We start from the raw sequence: 18,731 nt of genomic DNA, 5'->3' as shown, positions 1-18,731 counted from the left end.
GTCAAAATGAAACAATCATTAGATCATCAGCGACCAATTTTTCAACAAATCAAAGAAACCCTCGAAGAGAATATTTTGAATGATGCTTTTCCAGAAGAAGAAAGAGTACCGTCTACGAATGAATTTGCCAAAATGTATCGCATTAACCCTGCAACAGCAGCTAAAGGGATTAATCAGCTAGTTGACCACGGAATATTGTATAAAAAGAGAGGGATAGGGATGTTTGTATGTGCGGGCGCCAAAGAAGTATTGCTTACACAAAGAAAAGAAGAATTTTATAACCGTTTTATCGTTCCCCTGAAAAAAGAAGCACAGCATTTGGGGATTACGGTAAACGAGTTAAAAGAGCTGTTAGACAAGGGGGAAATAAAATGAATATAGAAGCGCAGCTGTTAAATAAATGCTATGGATCTAAACAAGTGTTAAAAGACATTTCACTTACGCTAGCACAAAATAAAATATACGGGTTGCTAGGTAGAAACGGAGCGGGCAAAACGACTCTGATGCAAATTGTAGCCGGGCATATTCCAGTTACGACAGGAGAAGTAAAAGTAGGAAATCAATCTCCATTTGAAAACCGCTCTGTTTTGCAAAACATCTGCTTAATTAACGAAAACGGAAATTTCAAAAAAACATTAAAAGTCAAAGACGTGCTAAAAATTGCGTCACTTTTTTATCCTTATTGGAGCCAAGAAGCTGCTGAGAGGCTGATGGAAGAGTTCGATTTAGATTGTAATATGAAAGTGAAAGCATTATCTAAAGGTATGGAATCAGCATTAGGAATTATTGTTGGGCTATCTTCTCGAACGAGCATCACAATCTTTGATGAACCTTATATTGGGCTTGATGCTGCTATGCGAGCGCGTTTTTATGAGCTTTTATTGGATGAATATGAAGAATATCCACGCACGTTCATTATCTCAACGCATTTAATTGATGAGGTAAGTAATTTATTTGAAGAAGTACTTATTATGCAAAAAGGAAAGCTGATTCTTCAAGATACGGCAGAAAATTTGCAGCAGCGCTGTGTAAGTGTGAAAGGACCTAAAAGTCAAATTGAAGAATATGAAAAAGGAAAGCAAGTAATCCATGAACAAGTATTCGGAGGAGAGAAAAAAATAGTGCTCTTTAACGAAGATATTTATGCTGAGGAGCTTATCGACAGTTCATTTCATGTAGAAGCTGTTCACATACAGGATATTATGATTTATCTTACAGCAAATCGTGGAGGTGTAGCGTAATGAAAGGACAGTTTGCCGCCATTAGTTATTCGCTCTACGTTGAACTAAAGTATTTAATGATTCGCTTTTGGACGATTCTGTTAGCTTTTGTTGTAGTAGATATTTTAGTTTTCAGTCAGGTGAACGAGCATCTCCTATTAGTAACAAGCATGCCGCAGTACATCTTTTCAGGTATTGTAAGTTTTATTATCATTCGAAAAAGTTTCTCCTTTTGCTTAAAGTTAGGAGCTACTCGTAAAGCATATCTTTTAACGATGACCTGTGTTTTTGCTTTATTTGCAATTGTAATGTCACTTATCAATGTTGTCATCATGAGCATTTCAATAAAGGTGATTAATAGTTTGAATTTAATGAATGTTCAGCTTTATTATGCGAGTGACTTTATCTTTCATGACCCTACCGTCGCTATTCATTTTTTAACGGACGCTGTATTTATCTTTTTTATTACAGCAGCAGCATGTTTGCTCGGCAGCATCGTTTACAAATTCGGGCAAACAGGAGGGATGATCACCGGTGCTGTTTTAATTTTACTATTTACCATTCCAGTGACAAAAGAACCGGTTATTCATTTTATAAAAAGCTTTTCGAACGGGTCGTTGTTACTTACATTCGGAACAATGGTTATCACAAGCTTCCTATTCTTTCTTATCAACTGGCTGTTTTTAAAAAAAGCGTCTCCTGTCCATCAAGCCTAATAAAAAAGCAATCATTCCTTTACTGAATGATTGCTTTTTTATTGTACTTTTTTTGAACAAGCTGCATCAATATCTAGAATCCAGTCGTGAAACTTTTGCTGAAGAAGTTGAAGAGAAGACTGATTGTTCGATACAATGTCCAGTCCGCGCTCGTCGTATAGGTGGAAGATGGTTTCTTTATTCAAATTCACAATGTAACACTCTTCTTCAATAGCCGGATGAATATGAAGATCACGGTTAGCAATTGATTGCAAAAGAAGCTTTTCTTTCACATCATTTGTTTTGCAGGCAATAATATACTCAGCGTTATTTAATAATGCTACGGATTGAACTTCTTGTTTCTTCAGGCGAGAGCGAATGAATTTTTTAATAGCTGTTTCTTTTTTCTTTTTTAAAAGTAAATCATCCTGTGCAGCATTCGCTTTGAAAACAAGTAACAGCTCATCATTTTTTTCATGGAGTGTCTCAAAAATTTCATAAGCGCGTGCGTACACATTTTTCATGTATTCTCGTTCCCATACGCCTTTTTGATTGGTAAGCGTAAAGCGGATGCCTGCCGGCGCGTTATAAAAAAGAGGTCTTTTCATTTGAACATTTGGAAACATTGTTGTTAAGTATGATTGAAGCCGCATTGTAGTCATACGCAACACCTCATTTAGTTTAGTCCTGACTTAATATGTTGAGTTTAGTCTATCACGTGATTAGCTAAATTTGTAAAGAAGTAATGTTATTTAATCAAAAGGTAACCAAACTGTTATATTTTGTTGATTTTGCATTATTTCTTTACACAACCTTTGCGGATGAACAGGTTTTTTCATACGCCTGTCGTATTACTTAACGTAGTAACGACGTGAAGAAAGGATGATAATACGGTGAAAAAACAGCTTGTTCTTATTTCAATTATTACAGCTGCTTTCTTTGTGCTCATTTTTCACAAAACGATCTTTCAAGAAGGTAATCCTCTTCCTATTGCATGGAGTATTGTAAAATTAAAATCTTCGGGTGAAGATGTTGTTCAAATATCCGATAAACCTAAAAGGTATCTCATTCATTCAAATGACTACTTAACGTTTATTAAGCAAATGAAAAAGAAGAAAGTGAATTTTCAATATCAAGATGATAAAAAATTTTATTTTAATAACGACAATGAACGCCAGCTGTTCGTCAGCAAAAACTATACCGATAAGTTCACGATTATGGAACTAAAGAAAAAAGAGCTGACTGAAGCTGGCGTTGAGTAATAAGAGCTAATCTCTGCCCTGTGTTCCAAAATCTTTAATTTGAACATGAACATGATAGTCGATTGTCGACTGGCTAAATATTTCATCCCATTCATGCTGATGTTTTTTCCAAAAATGAGGGTGATGAATTCGTACGTAATCATGCAGGTCAATCACATCAGCTTTGTAGTTGTTTTGCAATAAGCGGAGTGTTTTTTCTGCGTCTTTTCGAATAATTTTTTCTATTTTTTTTTCGGTGTTCTTTACATTAGAGGCGGCAAGAGCCTGTTTTGAAGTCTCCCAATCTTCTGATAGCCTGCCGCTTGTTTGAACGTTGATGTCAAAATGAACGGAGTGATTTGAATCAATGCGGGCCTTCACATCTTGCTGAACATCTCCAATTTCATAGGAAAAGGGGTATGGACCGTGTTTGCCGTAAATAATTCCGCCTTTAATATTCCCCGTTAACCACGTTAAAGCCTCCACTTGGTGCTGAGTTAAGGTGAATTTTGCTTTTTTATCTTTTATGATTGCCGCGCCGTCTATTTCAACGCTGTTTTTAATTTTAGAAAGCCGCTGTATTAAAAAGCTTTGATCTGTTTTTAACTTAGCCGATAGCTCTCCCATCGTTAGGGGATTTAGAATTTTATTCGTTTTGAATTTATTGTAAACAAGCTCGTAAATTAAGTTTACAGGCGGTACGGACATTCCTTGAATCGTTAAAACGTTTTTAGCATCGCCTTTTGTAACAAAGGCAAGGCTGCTGCGCCGTATTTCATTATCACGTACAAACTGATTGATAAGCGCATCAAGAGGGATGGTCTTGCTCGCTTTTTCTCCTATTAAAAGTGCTCGCTGATGCTGGCTGTATATAGGATCAGATTTCAGCGAAATATTTCGCGTGATTTCATGAATTGTAGGGCCAGCGGTTGTAATGTTTTTGTATGGAATGGAAGAGGACATATTTCCGGATTCCGTCTCGGTTAACGTTTGATGAGTCAGCATAAGCTGATTTTTTCCTGTTTTTGGTTCGATTTTCGATGTAATATCCATTGCCACTCCTATAACAAGAGCAAGTTGTTCAATGTTTCGATGATTTGTACAGCCGCACAATAAAAAAATGGTCATTATGACAGGAAGACATTTTTTCGTCATTTGAACACAACCTTTTTTATTTTCATTAACATGCTGAAAAAAAGAGGGATAACCAAAAATGTCACTAAAAATGCCCAGCCTAGAACAGTTGAATAATTCGACACGTCGCTTGCTGTTTTGGGCGCTAAAGAGCTCATAAATAAAACAGGCACAAGAAAGATAATATTAGTAGTTGATCGGTTTTTGAAAATCTTTTTAAATCCTGAAACAGCTAAAAAGAAATACATTACAAAGGTTAAAAAAAACTGAAGAAGCCAGACAATAAGTAAAAATAATTCAAGCCTCTCAAAGAAAATTCCTTTTACTTCATGCGTCTGAACAAATTCAATCGTAGGCCAGACGGTCGTTTTTACCTCCGGAACGGATAACGCGCCGACAACTAATACGTAAGTGATAATATATAAAAGTAAAGGAATAGAAAATCCGATGATAGAAACTTTTCGTAAATGATTTTTGTTTTTCATATGCTTTGGAAGAAATACAATCGTTTCAATCCCTAAAAAGGAAACAGAGACGGTTGTAAAAGCAGCAAGAAGCGGGCTGAATCCATCGGCTAACACGGGCTGTAAGTTTTTTAAATCGACCATTCCGATACTAAGAAGATATAAGATAAGAAGAATGATGACCGTGACAGGAAAACATAGGGCCATTACTTTTCCAATAGAATTAATACCGCCAGTGATTAAATAGACGCCTGTCAAAATAAACGAAAGGATAATTAACTCAATGGGCATCGTTTCCAGTAAATAGAAATGGATCATTTCTGCCATAGCTCTTACTTCAAAACTTGCTACAGATGTGAAATAAACGACTATAGCGAAGTTGAAGATATTTCCAATCAGCTTGCCGGTTACTTCTTGCGTGAAGTCAAACATACAGCTGATCGTAAAATATTTAACCATCCAGACTAAAAAAAGAACAATTCCAATAAACAAAAGGCCGTCCATAATAAGTACAATCCATCCGTCTGCATTATTTGTCTGGTTTGTAATGCTGCTTGGCAGTGTTAATAAACCGACGCCCAGCATGGTTGAAGAGATAATTGAAATGGCATAAAAGTCTGAAAGAAGCTTGCTTGATTGTGACTGTGATTGTTCCATATGGTCCTCCTTTTGTCAGTTTTATTTGGCTTTATTTTTAGACTGTTTTAGACTTTTGTTTGGGAGACGAATATAAGAATCTTTCCACGCTTTTTTATTTAACGCAAAAAACGGTTTGAAGTAAGCCATACCAAAACTTTCGAGCTTGGTTAGATGAATGACGAGAACAAGAAAAAACATGGTAACTCCGTATAATCCAAAGATTGCTGCAATCATCATAGATACGAAACGCAAAATTCGAAACGAAAGGCCAATTCCGTACTGAGGAACGGTAAAGGACGCAATTGCCGATACAGATACAACAATAATCATAACGGAGCTAACGATATGAGCTTCCACCGCTGCTTGACCAATCACAACCCCGCCTACAAGTCCAACTGTTTGTCCGACAGGAGTAGGGAGACGCAGCCCGGCTTCGCGTAATAATTCAAGCGTCACTTCCATGACCACTGCTTCGATAAAAGGAGAAAAAGGAACGTTTTCTCGTGTGGCAGCAATAGTAATAGCTAGCTCAGTCGGAAGCAGCCCTTGGTTAAACGAAACCAGTGAAATATAAATAGCTGAAAAGAATAGGGTAATAAAAATAGACAAGTACCTTAGTAGTCTTAGCAATGAACCAGCTATCCATCTTTCGTAATAATCATCGGGTGATTTCATAATCATATCGAAAGTTGTAGGCACTAAAAGAGCAAAAGGAGAGCCATCTACTAAAATGGCTACTCGCCCTTCATTCACCGCAGCGAGAACACGATCCGGTCTTTCTGTATTTTGTACTTGAGGGAACGGTGAGTAAGGTGCTTCTTCTAAAAATTCTTCAATCATTCCTGAATCTTGAATGTTATCTAAAGGAATGTCTAATAATTTCTCTCGGACTTGATTCACGATGTGAGTTTGACAGTGTTTATTATGAAAAACGATACTTGTTCGATGTTCCTTTGTATTTCCAATATAAATGTCTTCAATAACCATTTCTTCTTCGGTAGAACGCTGCCTTAAAAGACCAAGGTTTTCATCTAAGTTTTCGATAAGAGCAATTTTAGGGCCGCGCACTACTTTTTCTGTTGTAGGTTCACTTAAAGAGCGCTGTTTGGTCATAGACATATTCAGCGAGTATGCCGTGGTGCTTTCGCTAATGAACAGCAAGGGCTGACCTTTAAAAAAACACGAGATCGCTTGCTTGTATGTATAAACTTCTTTGTCTTTAATGACAGAAATAAACGAATCGATGTCATCGAGTGTTTGCGTTTCACTTTTTGCTTTTGTCTCAACAACATGCTGAGTAAGATTATCAAGTTTTTCTCCGTCTACTAATCCTTGGAGATAAATAATACATATATATTTTGTGGGAGACAGCCATAATTTTTTGGAACCAACATCTGTATTTTGACCCACCAAATCTAGAAACGTTTGAACGGTGTAGTCTGCATTGGGCTGAAATTTTGAATCGAGCATAAATAAACTCACCGCCTGTTGTGTTAATGAGCTTAGTGTTTACGATGTGAAAACGAGTTATGCGAAAAATGTGGAAGAATAGAAAAGATATGTTATGGTAAAGAAAAGAGGTGATGGTATGCTACATTCATTTACGTTAAAAACGAATAAGCGTGACGAAATGATTGACGTGACGAGTCAGGTACAAGCATTAATAAGAACAGAAGGATTAAAAGAAGGGGCTGTAGTTGTTTACTGTCCTCATACAACCGCTGGTATAACAATTAATGAAAATGCGGATCCGGATGTAAAAACCGATATGATCCGACGTTTTGATGAAGTATATCCTTGGGAACATAAGTTAGATCTTCATATGGAAGGAAATACGGCTGCGCATCTCAAAGCGAGCACCGTCGGCTCCTCTCATCATATAATCATTCACGATGGGCAGCTGCTGCTAGGAACGTGGCAAGGAATTTATTTTTGCGAGTTTGATGGACCAAGGACTCGTACGTATTATGTGAAAATTTTATCCCTACAATAACTTTTTTTCATACTCATTGTCCAACTTTCTTTTTAAAATTGTTATAAAACAAAGTTTAGTTAATATAAATGTTATATAACAGTTAAAGGGAGAGATTGAACAATGGAAAAGATCGGTGCAGAACAAGAAACAGTGAAAAAAGAAAACGAAAAAACAAATTTTACATGGGTGGAAGAATACCCAACTATTTTAGACATTGTCAATGAGTATTACAGTACGTGTCGATAAATAAAGTGAAGAGACAAAATTATTTTAATTGAAAGAAGATCCGAATGAGTTTGATTCTTGCTTGAGAATTTAACGCGTTCGGATTTTTTCATTGGTAGGGTGGACGTAGGTTTCGTGTAGGTAGACGAGCAGGCTCATCGGCCGCTGACGGAAAACGAAGTCTTACACTGAGATCAACAGCGATGCAACAAGCAGTCGAGATCATTTATCTCACTTGTTCGTCTTTAGGTTGGATTGATTTAGTTATGTCTTACTATCTTTTTTTATAAAAAAAGATATAATAGTAGCAATTTTCCTAAAAGGTTTAATATAATAAATATTAGGGTACTAAATTGTATGAAATAAAGATAAAACGCATCGTTTCATACTATTTCCTTTTTTACCGCTAGTATAGCCTTGAAGAAAAAGTTTCATTTGATATACTAACTATACGCTTAGTCTTTAAAAGAAAGATGAAGATTCATTGTCATTGTTACACGCAGTGAATGAGCTGCCTTTGCTTGGCGAAAACGTCGTACAAACAAAGACAGATAGCGAATTGTTTTGGGTGCGTTCATTTAGTTCAAAACAGGGAGGCGATTAGTCTATGTTACTTGTACGTATGGCCATGATTGGTTTCTTTTCATTAACAGCCATATCATTGTTTTCTTTTCAGTCCGTTGAAATTATCCATGCCATTATGGACTTTTTCTCATCAGCTGATAAGTACTAAAAAACTATATTTTTTTTAAATAAAAAGCGGATAACCCTTAGGGGCTATCCGTCAAAAACCGCCCAAAAGGCGGTTTTTTTATGCTTATAGCTGTGCTAACAAACGCACTGCATTCATTCTCTGATGACAAAGTCCACGTGTTTTTTAGCTTAACATTCGTTAAAATAAGTATTTACGTACTGTTCAAACTGAAGCCAATCGTCCACGCGTGGGACATTTACTTCTTGGTTATACGGGTAGCTCATGGCAACAGCATGGCGACCTGTAGCTTGAAAAGCCTTCAAATTATGCGGTGCATCATCAAATAGCAAGTCTCCGTATATTTTATCTTTTTGGTGTGTAAACACGATATTATATTTTCCGATAAACGGAAGGTGTTTCTCAACCCACTGTTCTTTTTCTGTATAAGCATAGGTACGGCTGCTTGTGACAATTAAAATGGAAAACCTCTCATAAAGTCGTTTAAGAACCTCAACAGCATGAGGGAGAGGTTGTAAATGTAAAAAAAGCCCCGGCTGATCGAGGTAGTCATAAATTTTCGTGCCGCATTCCGGCTTTACATACTTTTCTGATTCCCAGCATTTTAACTTTTCAACCGATAAGCTGTCGCAATAATCTTGGTTATATTGGTTATGCCAATCCGTCATAAGATCACAAATGACAGAATCCATGTCAATTAAAAGGGTGTGCATTTATTCAACTTCCTTTACAGTATTCATCTACACGCTTGGTTTTGCAATGTAATGTGCTGTTTCTACTATACCAAATCTTTTACATGCATAAAAAGAGCAAGCCGCATCAAAATCGCACAGCTTGCCCTTTTTATAGAAACTACATTCTTTTAGCACCTAAATAGCGTTTGCTCCAATAGCTCTCTTTTAGAGAAGAGATGCTCACACCTTTAGATGAAGAGCAGTGAAGAAATTGGTTATTTCCTAAATAAATTCCTGCATGAGAAGGCCCTTTTGTATAAGTTTGGAAGAACACAATATCTCCAGCTTTTGGACTTGAGACGCGCGTTCCTTTTTGATAAATTTGAGCTACTGTTCGAGGAAGCTGAACCCCGCCGCCATGTTTGAACGCATAGCCAATAAAACCGCTGCAGTCAAAGCCGCTTGGCGTTGTTCCACCCCAGCGATATCGAACGCCCATATACTGTTTTCCTTTGTTAATCACTGCGTTAGGGTTATAGCGCGCTGAGCTAGAAGGCGATTTGCCCTTTGCTGAAACGCCTAGTTTAGCATACGTTCCTTTTCCGACAATACCATCTGCTGCTAGTCCATTTTTGCGCTGAAATGATTTTACAGCAGAAGTTGTAACAGTCCCAAAGTATGTAGTCGTATTCCCTTTAAAATAACCTTTATTTTTCAACGTTTGTTGTAGTTGTTTAACATCTTGGTGATTCATGCCTTGGCGAAGCGTTTGGTCGCCTAGAGCCGCTTGGCTGACAATCGGGCTAGTAGAAACAATAACGCCAGCAAGCGTAAGAGCTGCTATTACTTTTTTCATAAAACTAGTACCCCCTGAAAATTTTTCCTGATTTAAGTAAATTCATCATATCATCTTTCGACAGTGTTCTACGTTACAATTTCATTACATATATGAAAAAAATGAAATATAAAGGTGAATATAGTCTTATAAAAGCTGTAACTAAAAGGGTTCTTTAGATGTACAATATTGCTAGAAAAACTTTGAATATTTGACGGTAAATAACTAAAAGATATGAAAAAGTATGTACATTTAAAATTTAACAAAGAAATATGTTGTGAATTACTACACAAAAAGTTCGAACTCGGGTAAAATGTAGAACTATAATATAGTAGTCATGTATGTGACTTTGATGAGGTGAAAGTAATGAAAAGAATAGGTGTATTAACAAGCGGCGGAGATTCTCCAGGTATGAATCCTGCGGTTCGTGCTGTTGTGCGTAAAGCAATTCATGAAGGTATGGAAGTTTACGGTATCTATCAAGGATATCAAGGGTTAATAGAAGGAAATATTAAAAAGCTAGAAGTTGGAGATGTTGGTGACATCATTCAACGCGGTGGAACTATGCTTTATTCTGCAAGATGTCCAGAATTCAAAACAGAAGAAGGGCGTTTAAAAGGTATTGAAAACCTTAAGAAGCACGGTATTGAAGGCTTAGTAGTTATTGGTGGAGACGGATCATACATGGGAGCTGTAAAACTAACAGAGCTTGGTTTCCCTTGTATTGGTATTCCAGGAACAATTGATAACGACATTCCAGGAACAGATTTTACATTAGGATTTGATACGGCTCTTCATACGGTTATCGATGCAATTGATAAAATCCGTGACACGGCGACTTCTCATGAACGTACGTTTATTATTGAAGTTATGGGTCGTAATGCAGGAGACATTGCTCTTTGGTCAGGTCTTGCTGGCGGTGCGGAAACAATCCTTATCCCAGAAGCAAAAGACGAGTTCCAAGAAATGGTTGATCGTTTGAGAAAAGGACAAGAGCGCGGTAAAAAGCACAGCATTATCGTAGTAGCTGAAGGTGTAGCCAATGGTAATGAAGTAGCGAAGCAGCTTCATGAAGCTGCAGGTATTGAAACGCGTGTAACAGTATTAGGACACATTCAGCGCGGTGGTTCCCCAACTGCTCAAGATCGTGTGCTAGGAAGCCGTTTCGGCGGTCGTGCAGTGGAGCTTTTGCTAGAAGGTAAAGGTGGCCGTGCAATCGGTATCCGTAAAAATGAAATTGTAGATTATGATATTATGGAAATTTTAGGTGAACCTCACCATATCAATGCTGATATGTACCGTTTATCTAAAGAACTTTCAATCTAATCACAGTGTTGCTGAGGCGAAACTTCTTATATGGAAGGAGTTTCGTCTTTTTTTGATTGCATCCCTGTTCCTTCGCAGTGTTTGCATGTTTTCATGTAACCGATACCAGGAATAACGGCTAGCTTTCCGAGCCCTTTGCAAAAGGTGCAAATTAATTCAAAACCAAACATCGTTCCATCCCCTCTGTACAAGTTTTCTTTCAGTTTATCATAAAAGTAGACAAATGATTTTAAAAATTATAGAAATAATCAAAAAAATGATTACATTTGAACAGCGAGTGATATAGTAAAGAAAGAAGACCATTTTACAAAAGAGGAGAGGAAGCGTGATGTTTAAACGAATTTTACTTGCCTCAGATGGCTCAGAGCATGCAGCTAAAGCAACAGAAAAAGCTGTTCAGCTGGCTCAGCTGACGGAAAACAGTTTTATTCAGGTCATTTATGCAGTAGAGGGTGATTCAAGATTAAAATCACTTAGCCGCGATGAGGAACGTGAAAGCCGGATACATACAACAGATGAAATTTTAAAGCAAGGAAACGTGGAGTATGAGATTACGTTTATGCACGGAGACGCGGCTAAAACAGTGATTCAATTTGCTAATCAAAATTCATTTGACCTTGTAGTAATAGGAAGCAGAGGGTTAAATCCTGTAAAAGGCATGCTGCTTGGAAGCGTGAGTTCTAAGATTGCACAGCAAGTAACGATTCCTGTGCTAATTGTTAAATAGGAGAGAAATGCAATGGTAAAACAGTACAAAGAGTTAAAACAGCTCATTGATGATGCTAAACACATTTGTTTTTTTACGGGAGCAGGAATGAGCACAGAGTCGGGTATACCTGACTTTCGCTCTCAAAACGGCTTATATCGCCAAAACAAAAGCTTTGTGGACGTAGTAGCTGCTGACTTCTATGAACAGTATCCTCATGAATTTTGGCCGCTGTTTAAAGAAATTTTTCATGTTAAAATGCTGCATCAGTATAAAGCAAATACGGGCCATCGCTTTATTGCTGAACTAGAAGAAGCCAAAACCGTGCATGTAATTACGCAAAATATTGATGGCTTGCACCAAGATGCAGGAAGCACGAACGTTTTTGAAATTCATGGGTCCATTAAGAGAGCTCATTGTCCGAGCTGTAAAAAAGAGTATGACTTAGCGTACTTAAATCAGTCAGCTCTCCCGCAATGTGCAGCGTGTGAGCGCCTTTTAAAGCCAAATGTTGTTCTCTTTGGAGATGCCATTCATCAGTTCGATGAAGCAGTTACAGCAGCGCTGTCATCTGATTTATTCATCGTGCTTGGTTCATCGCTTGAAGTAGCACCGATTAATCAGATTCCGCTGCTTGTGAGCCGGTACAATCGTACAAACATGGTGATGATTAATAAAGAACCTACGCATTATGATTATTTGTTTGATTTGGTTATCTATGGTTCCATTGGACAAGTGGTCGCAAATTTATAAGCGTCTATGCATGGACATAGCGCTTTTTTAGCATTTAGTGATAAAGTGAAGGGATGTATCATATGGTGTAGTACATCATCCATTCGCTAATGGATAGAAGGGATGTTTGCGCATATGAGTGGAGGCTTGAGAGTTTGTCTCTTCATTGTTGGTATTGCACTCAAAGTGACAGCTGTTTTGACTTTGATTTTTGAAATGAATCTTGTCCCTATTCACGGAAGGAGTCTCACTTATTATGCTGAAGCAATAGGTATGAAACTCCCCATTATCTGTTTTGTCCTTGGTTTTTTTTGTGTAGCAGCAAGCTTTTATTTACCTGCTAAAAATCGCCGCACCAGTAAATAGCAAGGGCAGGAGACTAACTAAAACGTTTGACTGCAAAGTTTTTAACATTTAAAATAAAGTCAATAAGTTTAAAAAGAAATAGGATAATTATTCCTTAATCTTTTTAGATATACGGAAATAGAGGTGATTGGATGGGGCAGTGTACCACGTTGGCGAAGTAGCATTATATGCACCAGTGTCAAAGCGTACAATACAGTATTATACAAACCAACATTTGCTTCACGCATATCGCTCTTTATCACATAATCGCTCTTTTAAGACGTTAGCAGACTTTAACTTTATAAAGATTGGAAACTACTAAATTTTTTATAAATGAATGGAAGAGAGAATCAGCGCTGAAGCAACATCATGAAATGAAGCGATGTGAGCCATTGCTTCACATCTAGAACAGCTGAATAAAGAATGACCTGCTACATGAACGAGTGAAACGTGAGATAAGGAAGAAAGACTGGCAGTTTTGCTCCATATAAAAATGTTTATACATTTATCATGTGATTCCTCCTTATATACACTTTTCCAAGTGATCAGTACAGGGATAGAGTTCTTTATCCAAATTTTTTATTTTTTAGGAGGTGAGTCCTTACTCGTTTTTAAACGAGCTAAGGAACTTGATTGGACATATTTAACTTGATTTTACTAGCGGTACTGATTGCATTAACTGCTTTTTTCGTTGCTACCGAGTTTGCGATTATTCGCGTGAGGAGTTCCAAAGTGGATCAGCTTATAGCAGAAGGGAGCAGCAATGCAAAAGCTGCGAAGCAAGTTATTTCAAATTTAGATGAATACTTATCTGCGTGTCAGCTTGGTATTACGATTACTGCGCTGGGAATTGGTTGGTTAGGAGAGCCTACACTTTCGCATCTCCTCTCCCCATTACTTGATCAACTAGGGATAAGCGGAGCTTTAACAAAAGTACTATCTGTTGCGATTTCTTTTGCGGTTGTTACATTTATAAATGTTGTGGTCGGAGAGCTTGCTCCGAAAACATTTGCAATTCAAAAAGCAGAGAAAGTCACTTTATTATTTGTTCGTCCGCTTATACTCTTTTATAAAGTAACCTATCCTTTCATTTGGCTATTAAACAGTTCTTCTCGTTTAATAACAGGGTTATTTGGTCTAAAGCCTGCTTCAGAAAATGAGCTTGCACACAGTGAAGAAGAGCTTCGCATCTTGTTATCAGAAAGCTATAAAAGCGGTGAAATCAATCAATCGGAGTTTAAATATGTAAGTAAAATTTTTGACTTTGATGATCGCGTTGCCAAGGAGATTATGGTGCCGCGTACGGAAGTCGTTTCGATTGACCAGGAAGATACGGTCGAATACATCCTTGAGATGGTCCAAGAAGAACGGTTTACCCGCTATCCGGTCATCGATGGAGATAAAGACCATATTATTGGAATGGTCAATATGAAAGAGATTTTAACCGAGATTGTCATGAACAACAGCAAGGAAAAAATAGATTTAAAACAGTATATCCGTCCTGTTATTGAAGTAATTGAATCGATTCCTATTCATGATTTATTGCTTAAGATGCAGCGTGAACGCATCCATATGGCTATTTTAATTGATGAATACGGTGGAACAGCAGGGATTGTAACAGTAGAGGATATTTTAGAGGAAATTGTCGGTGAAATTCGTGATGAATTTGATGCGGATGAACTTCCATTAATTCAGAAAGTCAAACCCGATCATTATATTGTAGATGGAAAATTATTAGTAAGTGAGCTTAACGAGCTGCTTGGCACAACAATTGATGATACGGATGTTGATACAATTGGAGGCTGGGTCTTGACGGAAAAATATGACGTCAAGCAAGGAGAAAGCCTTAGCTTTGATCAGTATGACTTTACCGTTACAAAAATGGAAGGCCATCACATTCAATATATTGATGTGATCAAAAAACGTCAGGTGCATCAAAGCACAGATGAAGCGGTTAATGTGGCGGACATGAACCAGTCACAGGCTTTATCTTCATAATAAGAAGGCGCATTGCGAAAGAGCAGTGCGTCTTTTTGTTATAGAAAAGTGTGCAGAGAAGATGACAAAGTCATATGATGGAACTATGGGATAATATTACCGCTATGAATCTTGAAATCAATTTGCTTTAATAAAAGTATGAAAACTCTATCAAAACTTTTATTAGTAACATTGTTGTCTGTCACTCTAGCTTTTGGTCTTAATAACACTGCGCAAGCAGCAACCGTACATACCGTTCAATCGGGAGATACGATGTGGAAAATAGCAGTAAAATATCAGGTTGGCGTTTCCGAGCTGATTGAAGCGAATTCTGCTATTAAAAATCCTAATTCAATCTACCCGGGACAAAAAATTACCATACCAACAGATAAAGCGGGAAGTTCATACGAAGAGCAAGTGGTTCAGCTAGTGAATCAAGAACGCGCTAAAGCAGGGCTTAAGCCTTTAAAATCTAATTGGGAAGTAGCTCGCGTTGCTCGCTATAAATCGCAGGATATGATTGATAAAAACTATTTCAGTCATACATCGCCTACATATGGAAGTCCGTTCGACATGATGAAGAAATTTGGTATTACATACAGTACAGCAGGTGAAAATATCGCTGCTGGACAAGCAACTCCAAAAGAAGTGGTTAACGCATGGATGAATAGCGAAGGTCACCGTAAAAACATACTATCGAGTCAATTTACCGAAATCGGAGTAGGTTACGCTAAAGGCGGAAGCTACGGCCATTACTGGACTCAAATGTTCATTTCAAACTAAAAAAGAAAGGAAAAAAAGCTGACTACTAAGTCAGCTTTTTTTTAGCTTCGAGCACTTTCTAGAAATTCTTTTGGATTGCCAGAAAGCTTTCCGTCCTGCTCAACGATGAGTGTGCGCGTAGGGAAAGCAAATTCTACGCCTTCTTCTTCAAGAATGTCCATAATTTCGAAGTTTATATTTTCTTTTACATCTAAATAATCAGCAAAAACGGTTGTATTTGTAAAGAAATACAGATAGATATTTAGACTAGATTCATAGAAGCCGTCAAAATTTACAAGAATCGTTTCATTGTGAATTTCTTCGTGTTCAGTCAGCATCTTTTTAATTCTTGCCACTACGGTTTCTAACTTTTCTTTTGGTGTATTATAATTCAAATTTAAATGAAAGGCAATTTGACGTTTCCCCATTTTAGCCCAGTTAATAATAGGTTCATTAGAAAGAGTAGCATTTGGAACCGTTACGACTGCTTGAGCGAACGTTCGAACTTTGGTGCTTCGAAACGTAATATCTTCTACAACGCCTTCAACACTAGGTGTTTTAATCCAATCTCCAATGGTAAAAGGCTTTTCGGTAATAATTACAATTCCGCCGAATAAATTACTAACGGTGTCTTTTGCGGCTAGGGCAAAAGCAAGACCACCTAATCCAAGACCCGCTACAAAGCCGTTTACGTTAAAACCCCATTCTTCTGCGATGATGGAGATAGAAAGCATAACCACAACGATGCGGATGAACTTTTCAATAAAAGGAATAATGATTCGATCCACTTGGATATCAAAATTTTTGGCAAACGTTGCAAAAAATAAATTGGTAGAAGCAGCTAAATTATACAAGCCCCATCCTGCAAGGCCAACAGAAGCTGAACGAACTAAATGTCTTTCCGTGTCGGCTGTTAAAACATCAAAGGGAAGATAGGGAAGAGCAAGCTTGAAACCAATAATCACAAAAATCCAGCGCAGCGGCTTTTCAAAAGCTTCTAAAACGCTCGTAATTAAATTGATTTTTTTATTTTTGACAAAACCAATAATAAACTTAAACAAATAAGTCGTGAAAAGCTTGCGAAGAATTAAAAAGATCAAAAAGATCCCAATCGCAATCACGATTTTTTTCCAATCATCTAACGATGACAGAGACTTCAAAAAATCCATACAATCCTCCTAGTTACCAAAACTGTGCTACAGTCCATTTATATCCGTCAATTGAAAGCATTTCTATGTAGAGTGTTCTTTACCCTAAATTCATGCTTTTTAAAAGCTTCTTCCCTATTAAAATAGCACAAAAATACCTGTAAATCTATTTAAGTGATAATTATGAATATATCTCTTTTTAGTAAAAGAGACAGGCAATAGTCTGAAAATAAGTTGTATAATAAATAGGTGATATTATAAACGTTAATTTATCTTATTATTTATTTAAAACGTGCGTTGGAGGGAGAAGCTTTGTTAAGTCAATTAAATAGAATGCTAGAAAAATTGATGCCGTTTATTACGCCTGTCAGCTTGCTCATAGGAGTTCTTATCGGTTCGTCCTTAAGTCAGTATACCTTCTTAATTCCATGGCTTTTCGCATTAATGACGTTTGCCGGAAGTTTGAATTCAAACTTTCACCAGTTAAATGCCACGATACACCGTCCATTTCCAATCATTATGGCCCTGTTTGTTTTACATATTTTTATGCCGGCGTGGGCTTGGAGCGTTGGCCAAGTGATTTTTCCACATGATGTATTTACAAGCACGGGTCTTTTGCTAGCAGCGATTATTCCAACAGGAGTGACTAGTTTTATATGGGTCTCGATTTACAAAGGAAGCATTCCTCTTGCGCTATCCATTATTTTAATTGATACTCTTTTAGCCCCGCTTATCGTTCCTTATACGCTTTTATTGGTGGTTGGAGACACCGTGCATTTGGAAGCGCTAAAGTTAGTCAAAGATTTATGTTTTATGATTGTCCTTCCATCTTTGTTAGGCATGTGCTTAAATCAATATACAAAAGGAACAATTAAGCAGACATTAGGACCAAAGCTGGCGCCTGTTTCGAAAATAGGGTTAAGTGTGATGGTTATGATAAATGGGGGAGTGATTGCACCTTATTTAAAACATATTGATAAAAAACTGCTGTTTATTATCGTGATTGTCTTTTTAATGAGTTCAGCTGGTTATTTCTTCAGCTGGATGATTGGCAAATGGCTAAGGTGGGACCGAGCAAAAGTTGTGACGCTTACGTTTTGCGGAGGCATGAGAAATATTAGCGCCGGAGCCGTGTTAGCCGTATCTTATTTTCCAGCTCCCGTTGCTGTACCGGTTGTGCTGGGGATGTTATTTCAGCAGGTATTAGCTGCTTTATCGGGGCGTTTAGTTCAAAACTATTACGAGAAAAAAGACGCTGAATTTGTTTCATTAAAATAAATGGAAGAAGCAAGGGAGGAACCATAGTAATCATAAAGTAAGCACTCTGTTTTAATGACGAGGGATAAGGTGCTTTTACGCTTGCTGCGTTCAAGATAACGAGATGATTAGAAAAAGGAACGGTGTGGCATACTAGAAACAAAAAGGTCGGATATTTTTGCTTATCAATATAGCGCTGGCGTTTGTTTTACCTTGGATTTTTGGAACACTCTATTTACATCCTAAAAATCGTCGTTTACTGCCTTTAGTAGGAACTGCTTTTTGCGTTTTAGCAATCGTTATTAATGAATTAGGGAGCTATTATGGTTTTTGGAAACTCCGCACTTCTTTAGAAAATGAAGCATTAGAAGCGCTGCCTTTTAATTTAGGCGTCTATCCTGTATTGGCCAGCTATATGATTTTTTTAATCCAGCGAATTGGAAAGCCTCATTTTTTTGTTTTTCTTATTGCGCTGTTTACAACATTTTTGGAAGGAACGTATGTGCATATGGAAAGAGTTACATACGGAAACGGATGGAATCTCGGCTGGACATTTTTTTCCTACTGGATTCCGTACGGCGTGATTTATTTATACTATAGGTATTTGGTTAGTCTTAGACTGCTTCACTAGAAGAAAGAAAAAGAAGTAAATTTGCACAATAAA

The 18,731-nt window shown here is 37.4% G+C and carries 23 protein-coding genes; 15 read left to right on the top strand and 8 right to left on the bottom strand.

Features of this window, described 5'->3' with window-relative positions; all coding sequences use genetic code 11:
- Positions 1-6 precede the first annotated feature (6 nt).
- From ACFX40_RS07600 to ACFX40_RS07590, 3 genes are read left to right on the top strand one after another with little or no spacing between them, the layout of a single operon-like run.
- Positions 7-375, top strand: a complete 369-nt coding sequence (locus ACFX40_RS07600; RefSeq protein ID WP_377254755.1) for a GntR family transcriptional regulator — start codon at positions 7-9, stop codon at positions 373-375.
- On the top strand, positions 372-1,241 hold the full coding sequence (locus tag ACFX40_RS07595) for an ABC transporter ATP-binding protein (protein WP_098331948.1): 870 nt from the start codon (positions 372-374) through the stop codon (positions 1,239-1,241). Before ACFX40_RS07600 ends, ACFX40_RS07595 begins: the two co-directional genes overlap by 4 nt.
- Complete coding sequence (locus ACFX40_RS07590; RefSeq protein WP_028410924.1) at positions 1,241-1,936, top strand: hypothetical protein; 696 nt, start codon at positions 1,241-1,243, stop codon at positions 1,934-1,936. The genes ACFX40_RS07595 and ACFX40_RS07590 overlap by 1 nt, the downstream gene beginning before the upstream one ends.
- 38 nt (positions 1,937-1,974) lie before the next feature.
- On the opposite strand, the gene ACFX40_RS07585 is transcribed toward ACFX40_RS07590, so the two are convergent.
- Positions 1,975-2,577, bottom strand: coding sequence for a DUF3885 domain-containing protein (locus tag ACFX40_RS07585; protein ID WP_013058688.1), 603 nt, complete (start codon positions 2,575-2,577; stop codon positions 1,975-1,977).
- A gap of 231 nt (positions 2,578-2,808) precedes the next feature.
- Between ACFX40_RS07585 and ACFX40_RS07580 the strand changes: the two genes are divergently transcribed.
- On the top strand, positions 2,809-3,177 hold the full coding sequence (locus ACFX40_RS07580; RefSeq protein WP_028410925.1) for a hypothetical protein: 369 nt from the start codon (positions 2,809-2,811) through the stop codon (positions 3,175-3,177).
- Positions 3,178-3,183: 6 nt separating this feature from the next.
- On the opposite strand, the gene ACFX40_RS07575 is transcribed toward ACFX40_RS07580, so the two are convergent.
- The 3 genes from ACFX40_RS07575 to ACFX40_RS07565 are packed head-to-tail and all read right to left on the bottom strand — an operon-like array spanning position 3,184 to position 6,863.
- Entirely contained in the window at positions 3,184-4,311 is a 1,128-nt protein-coding gene (locus ACFX40_RS07575; RefSeq protein WP_377254751.1) for a Ger(x)C family spore germination protein, read from the bottom strand.
- Positions 4,308-5,411, bottom strand: a complete 1,104-nt coding sequence (locus tag ACFX40_RS07570) for a GerAB/ArcD/ProY family transporter (RefSeq protein WP_028410927.1) — start codon at positions 5,409-5,411, stop codon at positions 4,308-4,310. The genes ACFX40_RS07575 and ACFX40_RS07570 overlap by 4 nt, the downstream gene beginning before the upstream one ends.
- Positions 5,412-5,432: 21 nt before the next feature.
- Positions 5,433-6,863 carry a spore germination protein gene (locus tag ACFX40_RS07565; protein WP_016765285.1) on the bottom strand — a complete coding sequence of 477 codons (1,431 nt, stop codon included), beginning with the start codon at positions 6,861-6,863 and terminating at the stop codon, positions 5,433-5,435.
- Between the two features lie 118 nt (positions 6,864-6,981).
- Between ACFX40_RS07565 and ACFX40_RS07560 the strand changes: the two genes are divergently transcribed.
- The 3 genes from ACFX40_RS07560 (at position 6,982) to ACFX40_RS07550 (ending at position 8,326) form a co-directional block, all read left to right on the top strand.
- Positions 6,982-7,386 (top strand): secondary thiamine-phosphate synthase enzyme YjbQ, encoded by a 405-nt coding sequence (locus tag ACFX40_RS07560; RefSeq protein WP_098433271.1) that lies wholly within the window; start codon positions 6,982-6,984, stop codon positions 7,384-7,386.
- Between the two features lie 102 nt (positions 7,387-7,488).
- A complete protein-coding gene (locus ACFX40_RS07555; protein WP_016765283.1) occupies positions 7,489-7,614 on the top strand; it encodes a hypothetical protein in 126 nt (41 codons plus the stop codon).
- A 586-nt stretch (positions 7,615-8,200) separates the two neighbouring features.
- Complete coding sequence (locus tag ACFX40_RS07550) at positions 8,201-8,326, top strand: hypothetical protein (protein WP_013058681.1); 126 nt, start codon at positions 8,201-8,203, stop codon at positions 8,324-8,326.
- A 149-nt stretch (positions 8,327-8,475) separates the two neighbouring features.
- On the opposite strand, the gene ACFX40_RS07545 is transcribed toward ACFX40_RS07550, so the two are convergent.
- Both ACFX40_RS07545 and ACFX40_RS07540 read right to left on the bottom strand, forming a co-directional pair.
- Positions 8,476-9,018 (bottom strand): 5' nucleotidase, NT5C type, encoded by a 543-nt coding sequence (locus ACFX40_RS07545; RefSeq protein WP_028410929.1) that lies wholly within the window; start codon positions 9,016-9,018, stop codon positions 8,476-8,478.
- Positions 9,019-9,157: 139 nt separating this feature from the next.
- Positions 9,158-9,835 carry a C40 family peptidase gene (locus tag ACFX40_RS07540; protein ID WP_016765281.1) on the bottom strand — a complete coding sequence of 226 codons (678 nt, stop codon included), beginning with the start codon at positions 9,833-9,835 and terminating at the stop codon, positions 9,158-9,160.
- 345 nt (positions 9,836-10,180) lie between these two features.
- Here ACFX40_RS07540 and pfkA point away from each other — a divergent pair, with 345 nt between their 5' ends.
- Positions 10,181-11,140, top strand: a complete 960-nt coding sequence (gene pfkA / locus ACFX40_RS07535) for a 6-phosphofructokinase (protein WP_013058678.1) — start codon at positions 10,181-10,183, stop codon at positions 11,138-11,140.
- Between the two features lie 26 nt (positions 11,141-11,166).
- Here pfkA and ACFX40_RS07530 read toward each other — a convergent pair whose 3' ends face one another.
- Positions 11,167-11,310 carry a hypothetical protein gene (locus ACFX40_RS07530; RefSeq protein ID WP_013058677.1) on the bottom strand — a complete coding sequence of 48 codons (144 nt, stop codon included), beginning with the start codon at positions 11,308-11,310 and terminating at the stop codon, positions 11,167-11,169.
- Positions 11,311-11,468: 158 nt separating this feature from the next.
- Here ACFX40_RS07530 and ACFX40_RS07525 point away from each other — a divergent pair, with 158 nt between their 5' ends.
- The 5 genes from ACFX40_RS07525 to safA all read left to right on the top strand — a co-directional run bounded on the left by ACFX40_RS07525 (position 11,469) and on the right by safA (position 15,683).
- Complete coding sequence (locus tag ACFX40_RS07525; protein WP_013058676.1) at positions 11,469-11,867, top strand: universal stress protein; 399 nt, start codon at positions 11,469-11,471, stop codon at positions 11,865-11,867.
- A gap of 12 nt (positions 11,868-11,879) precedes the next feature.
- Positions 11,880-12,599 carry an NAD-dependent protein deacylase gene (locus tag ACFX40_RS07520; protein WP_377254748.1) on the top strand — a complete coding sequence of 240 codons (720 nt, stop codon included), beginning with the start codon at positions 11,880-11,882 and terminating at the stop codon, positions 12,597-12,599.
- A 114-nt stretch (positions 12,600-12,713) separates the two neighbouring features.
- Positions 12,714-12,944, top strand: a complete 231-nt coding sequence (locus ACFX40_RS07515) for a YuzI family membrane protein (RefSeq protein WP_016765278.1) — start codon at positions 12,714-12,716, stop codon at positions 12,942-12,944.
- A gap of 612 nt (positions 12,945-13,556) precedes the next feature.
- Positions 13,557-14,921, top strand: coding sequence for a hemolysin family protein (locus ACFX40_RS07510; RefSeq protein ID WP_028410931.1), 1,365 nt, complete (start codon positions 13,557-13,559; stop codon positions 14,919-14,921).
- Positions 14,922-15,059: 138 nt separating this feature from the next.
- Positions 15,060-15,683: a SafA/ExsA family spore coat assembly protein gene (gene safA / locus ACFX40_RS07505; RefSeq protein WP_353749675.1), complete on the top strand. Its 624-nt coding sequence runs from the start codon at positions 15,060-15,062 to the stop codon at positions 15,681-15,683.
- Between the two features lie 41 nt (positions 15,684-15,724).
- Here the strand turns inward: safA and ACFX40_RS07500 are convergent, their stop codons facing one another.
- Entirely contained in the window at positions 15,725-16,831 is a 1,107-nt protein-coding gene (locus ACFX40_RS07500; RefSeq protein WP_025750169.1) for a mechanosensitive ion channel family protein, read from the bottom strand.
- 291 nt (positions 16,832-17,122) lie between these two features.
- Between ACFX40_RS07500 and ACFX40_RS07495 the strand changes: the two genes are divergently transcribed.
- Positions 17,123-18,088: a bile acid:sodium symporter family protein gene (locus ACFX40_RS07495; protein WP_028410933.1), complete on the top strand. Its 966-nt coding sequence runs from the start codon at positions 17,123-17,125 to the stop codon at positions 18,086-18,088.
- Between the two features lie 157 nt (positions 18,089-18,245).
- Positions 18,246-18,698, top strand: coding sequence for a CBO0543 family protein (locus tag ACFX40_RS07490; protein ID WP_028410934.1), 453 nt, complete (start codon positions 18,246-18,248; stop codon positions 18,696-18,698).
- Positions 18,699-18,731: the final 33 nt, after the last annotated feature.

Origin of the sequence: Priestia sp. YIM B13552 (assembly GCF_042787775.1) — a bacterium.
Classification (GTDB): Bacteria; Bacillota; Bacilli; order Bacillales; family Bacillaceae_H; genus Priestia; species Priestia megaterium_E.
The sequence above is the reverse complement of the archived record's forward strand: the minus strand, read 5'-3'. Positions and strand labels throughout refer to the sequence as shown.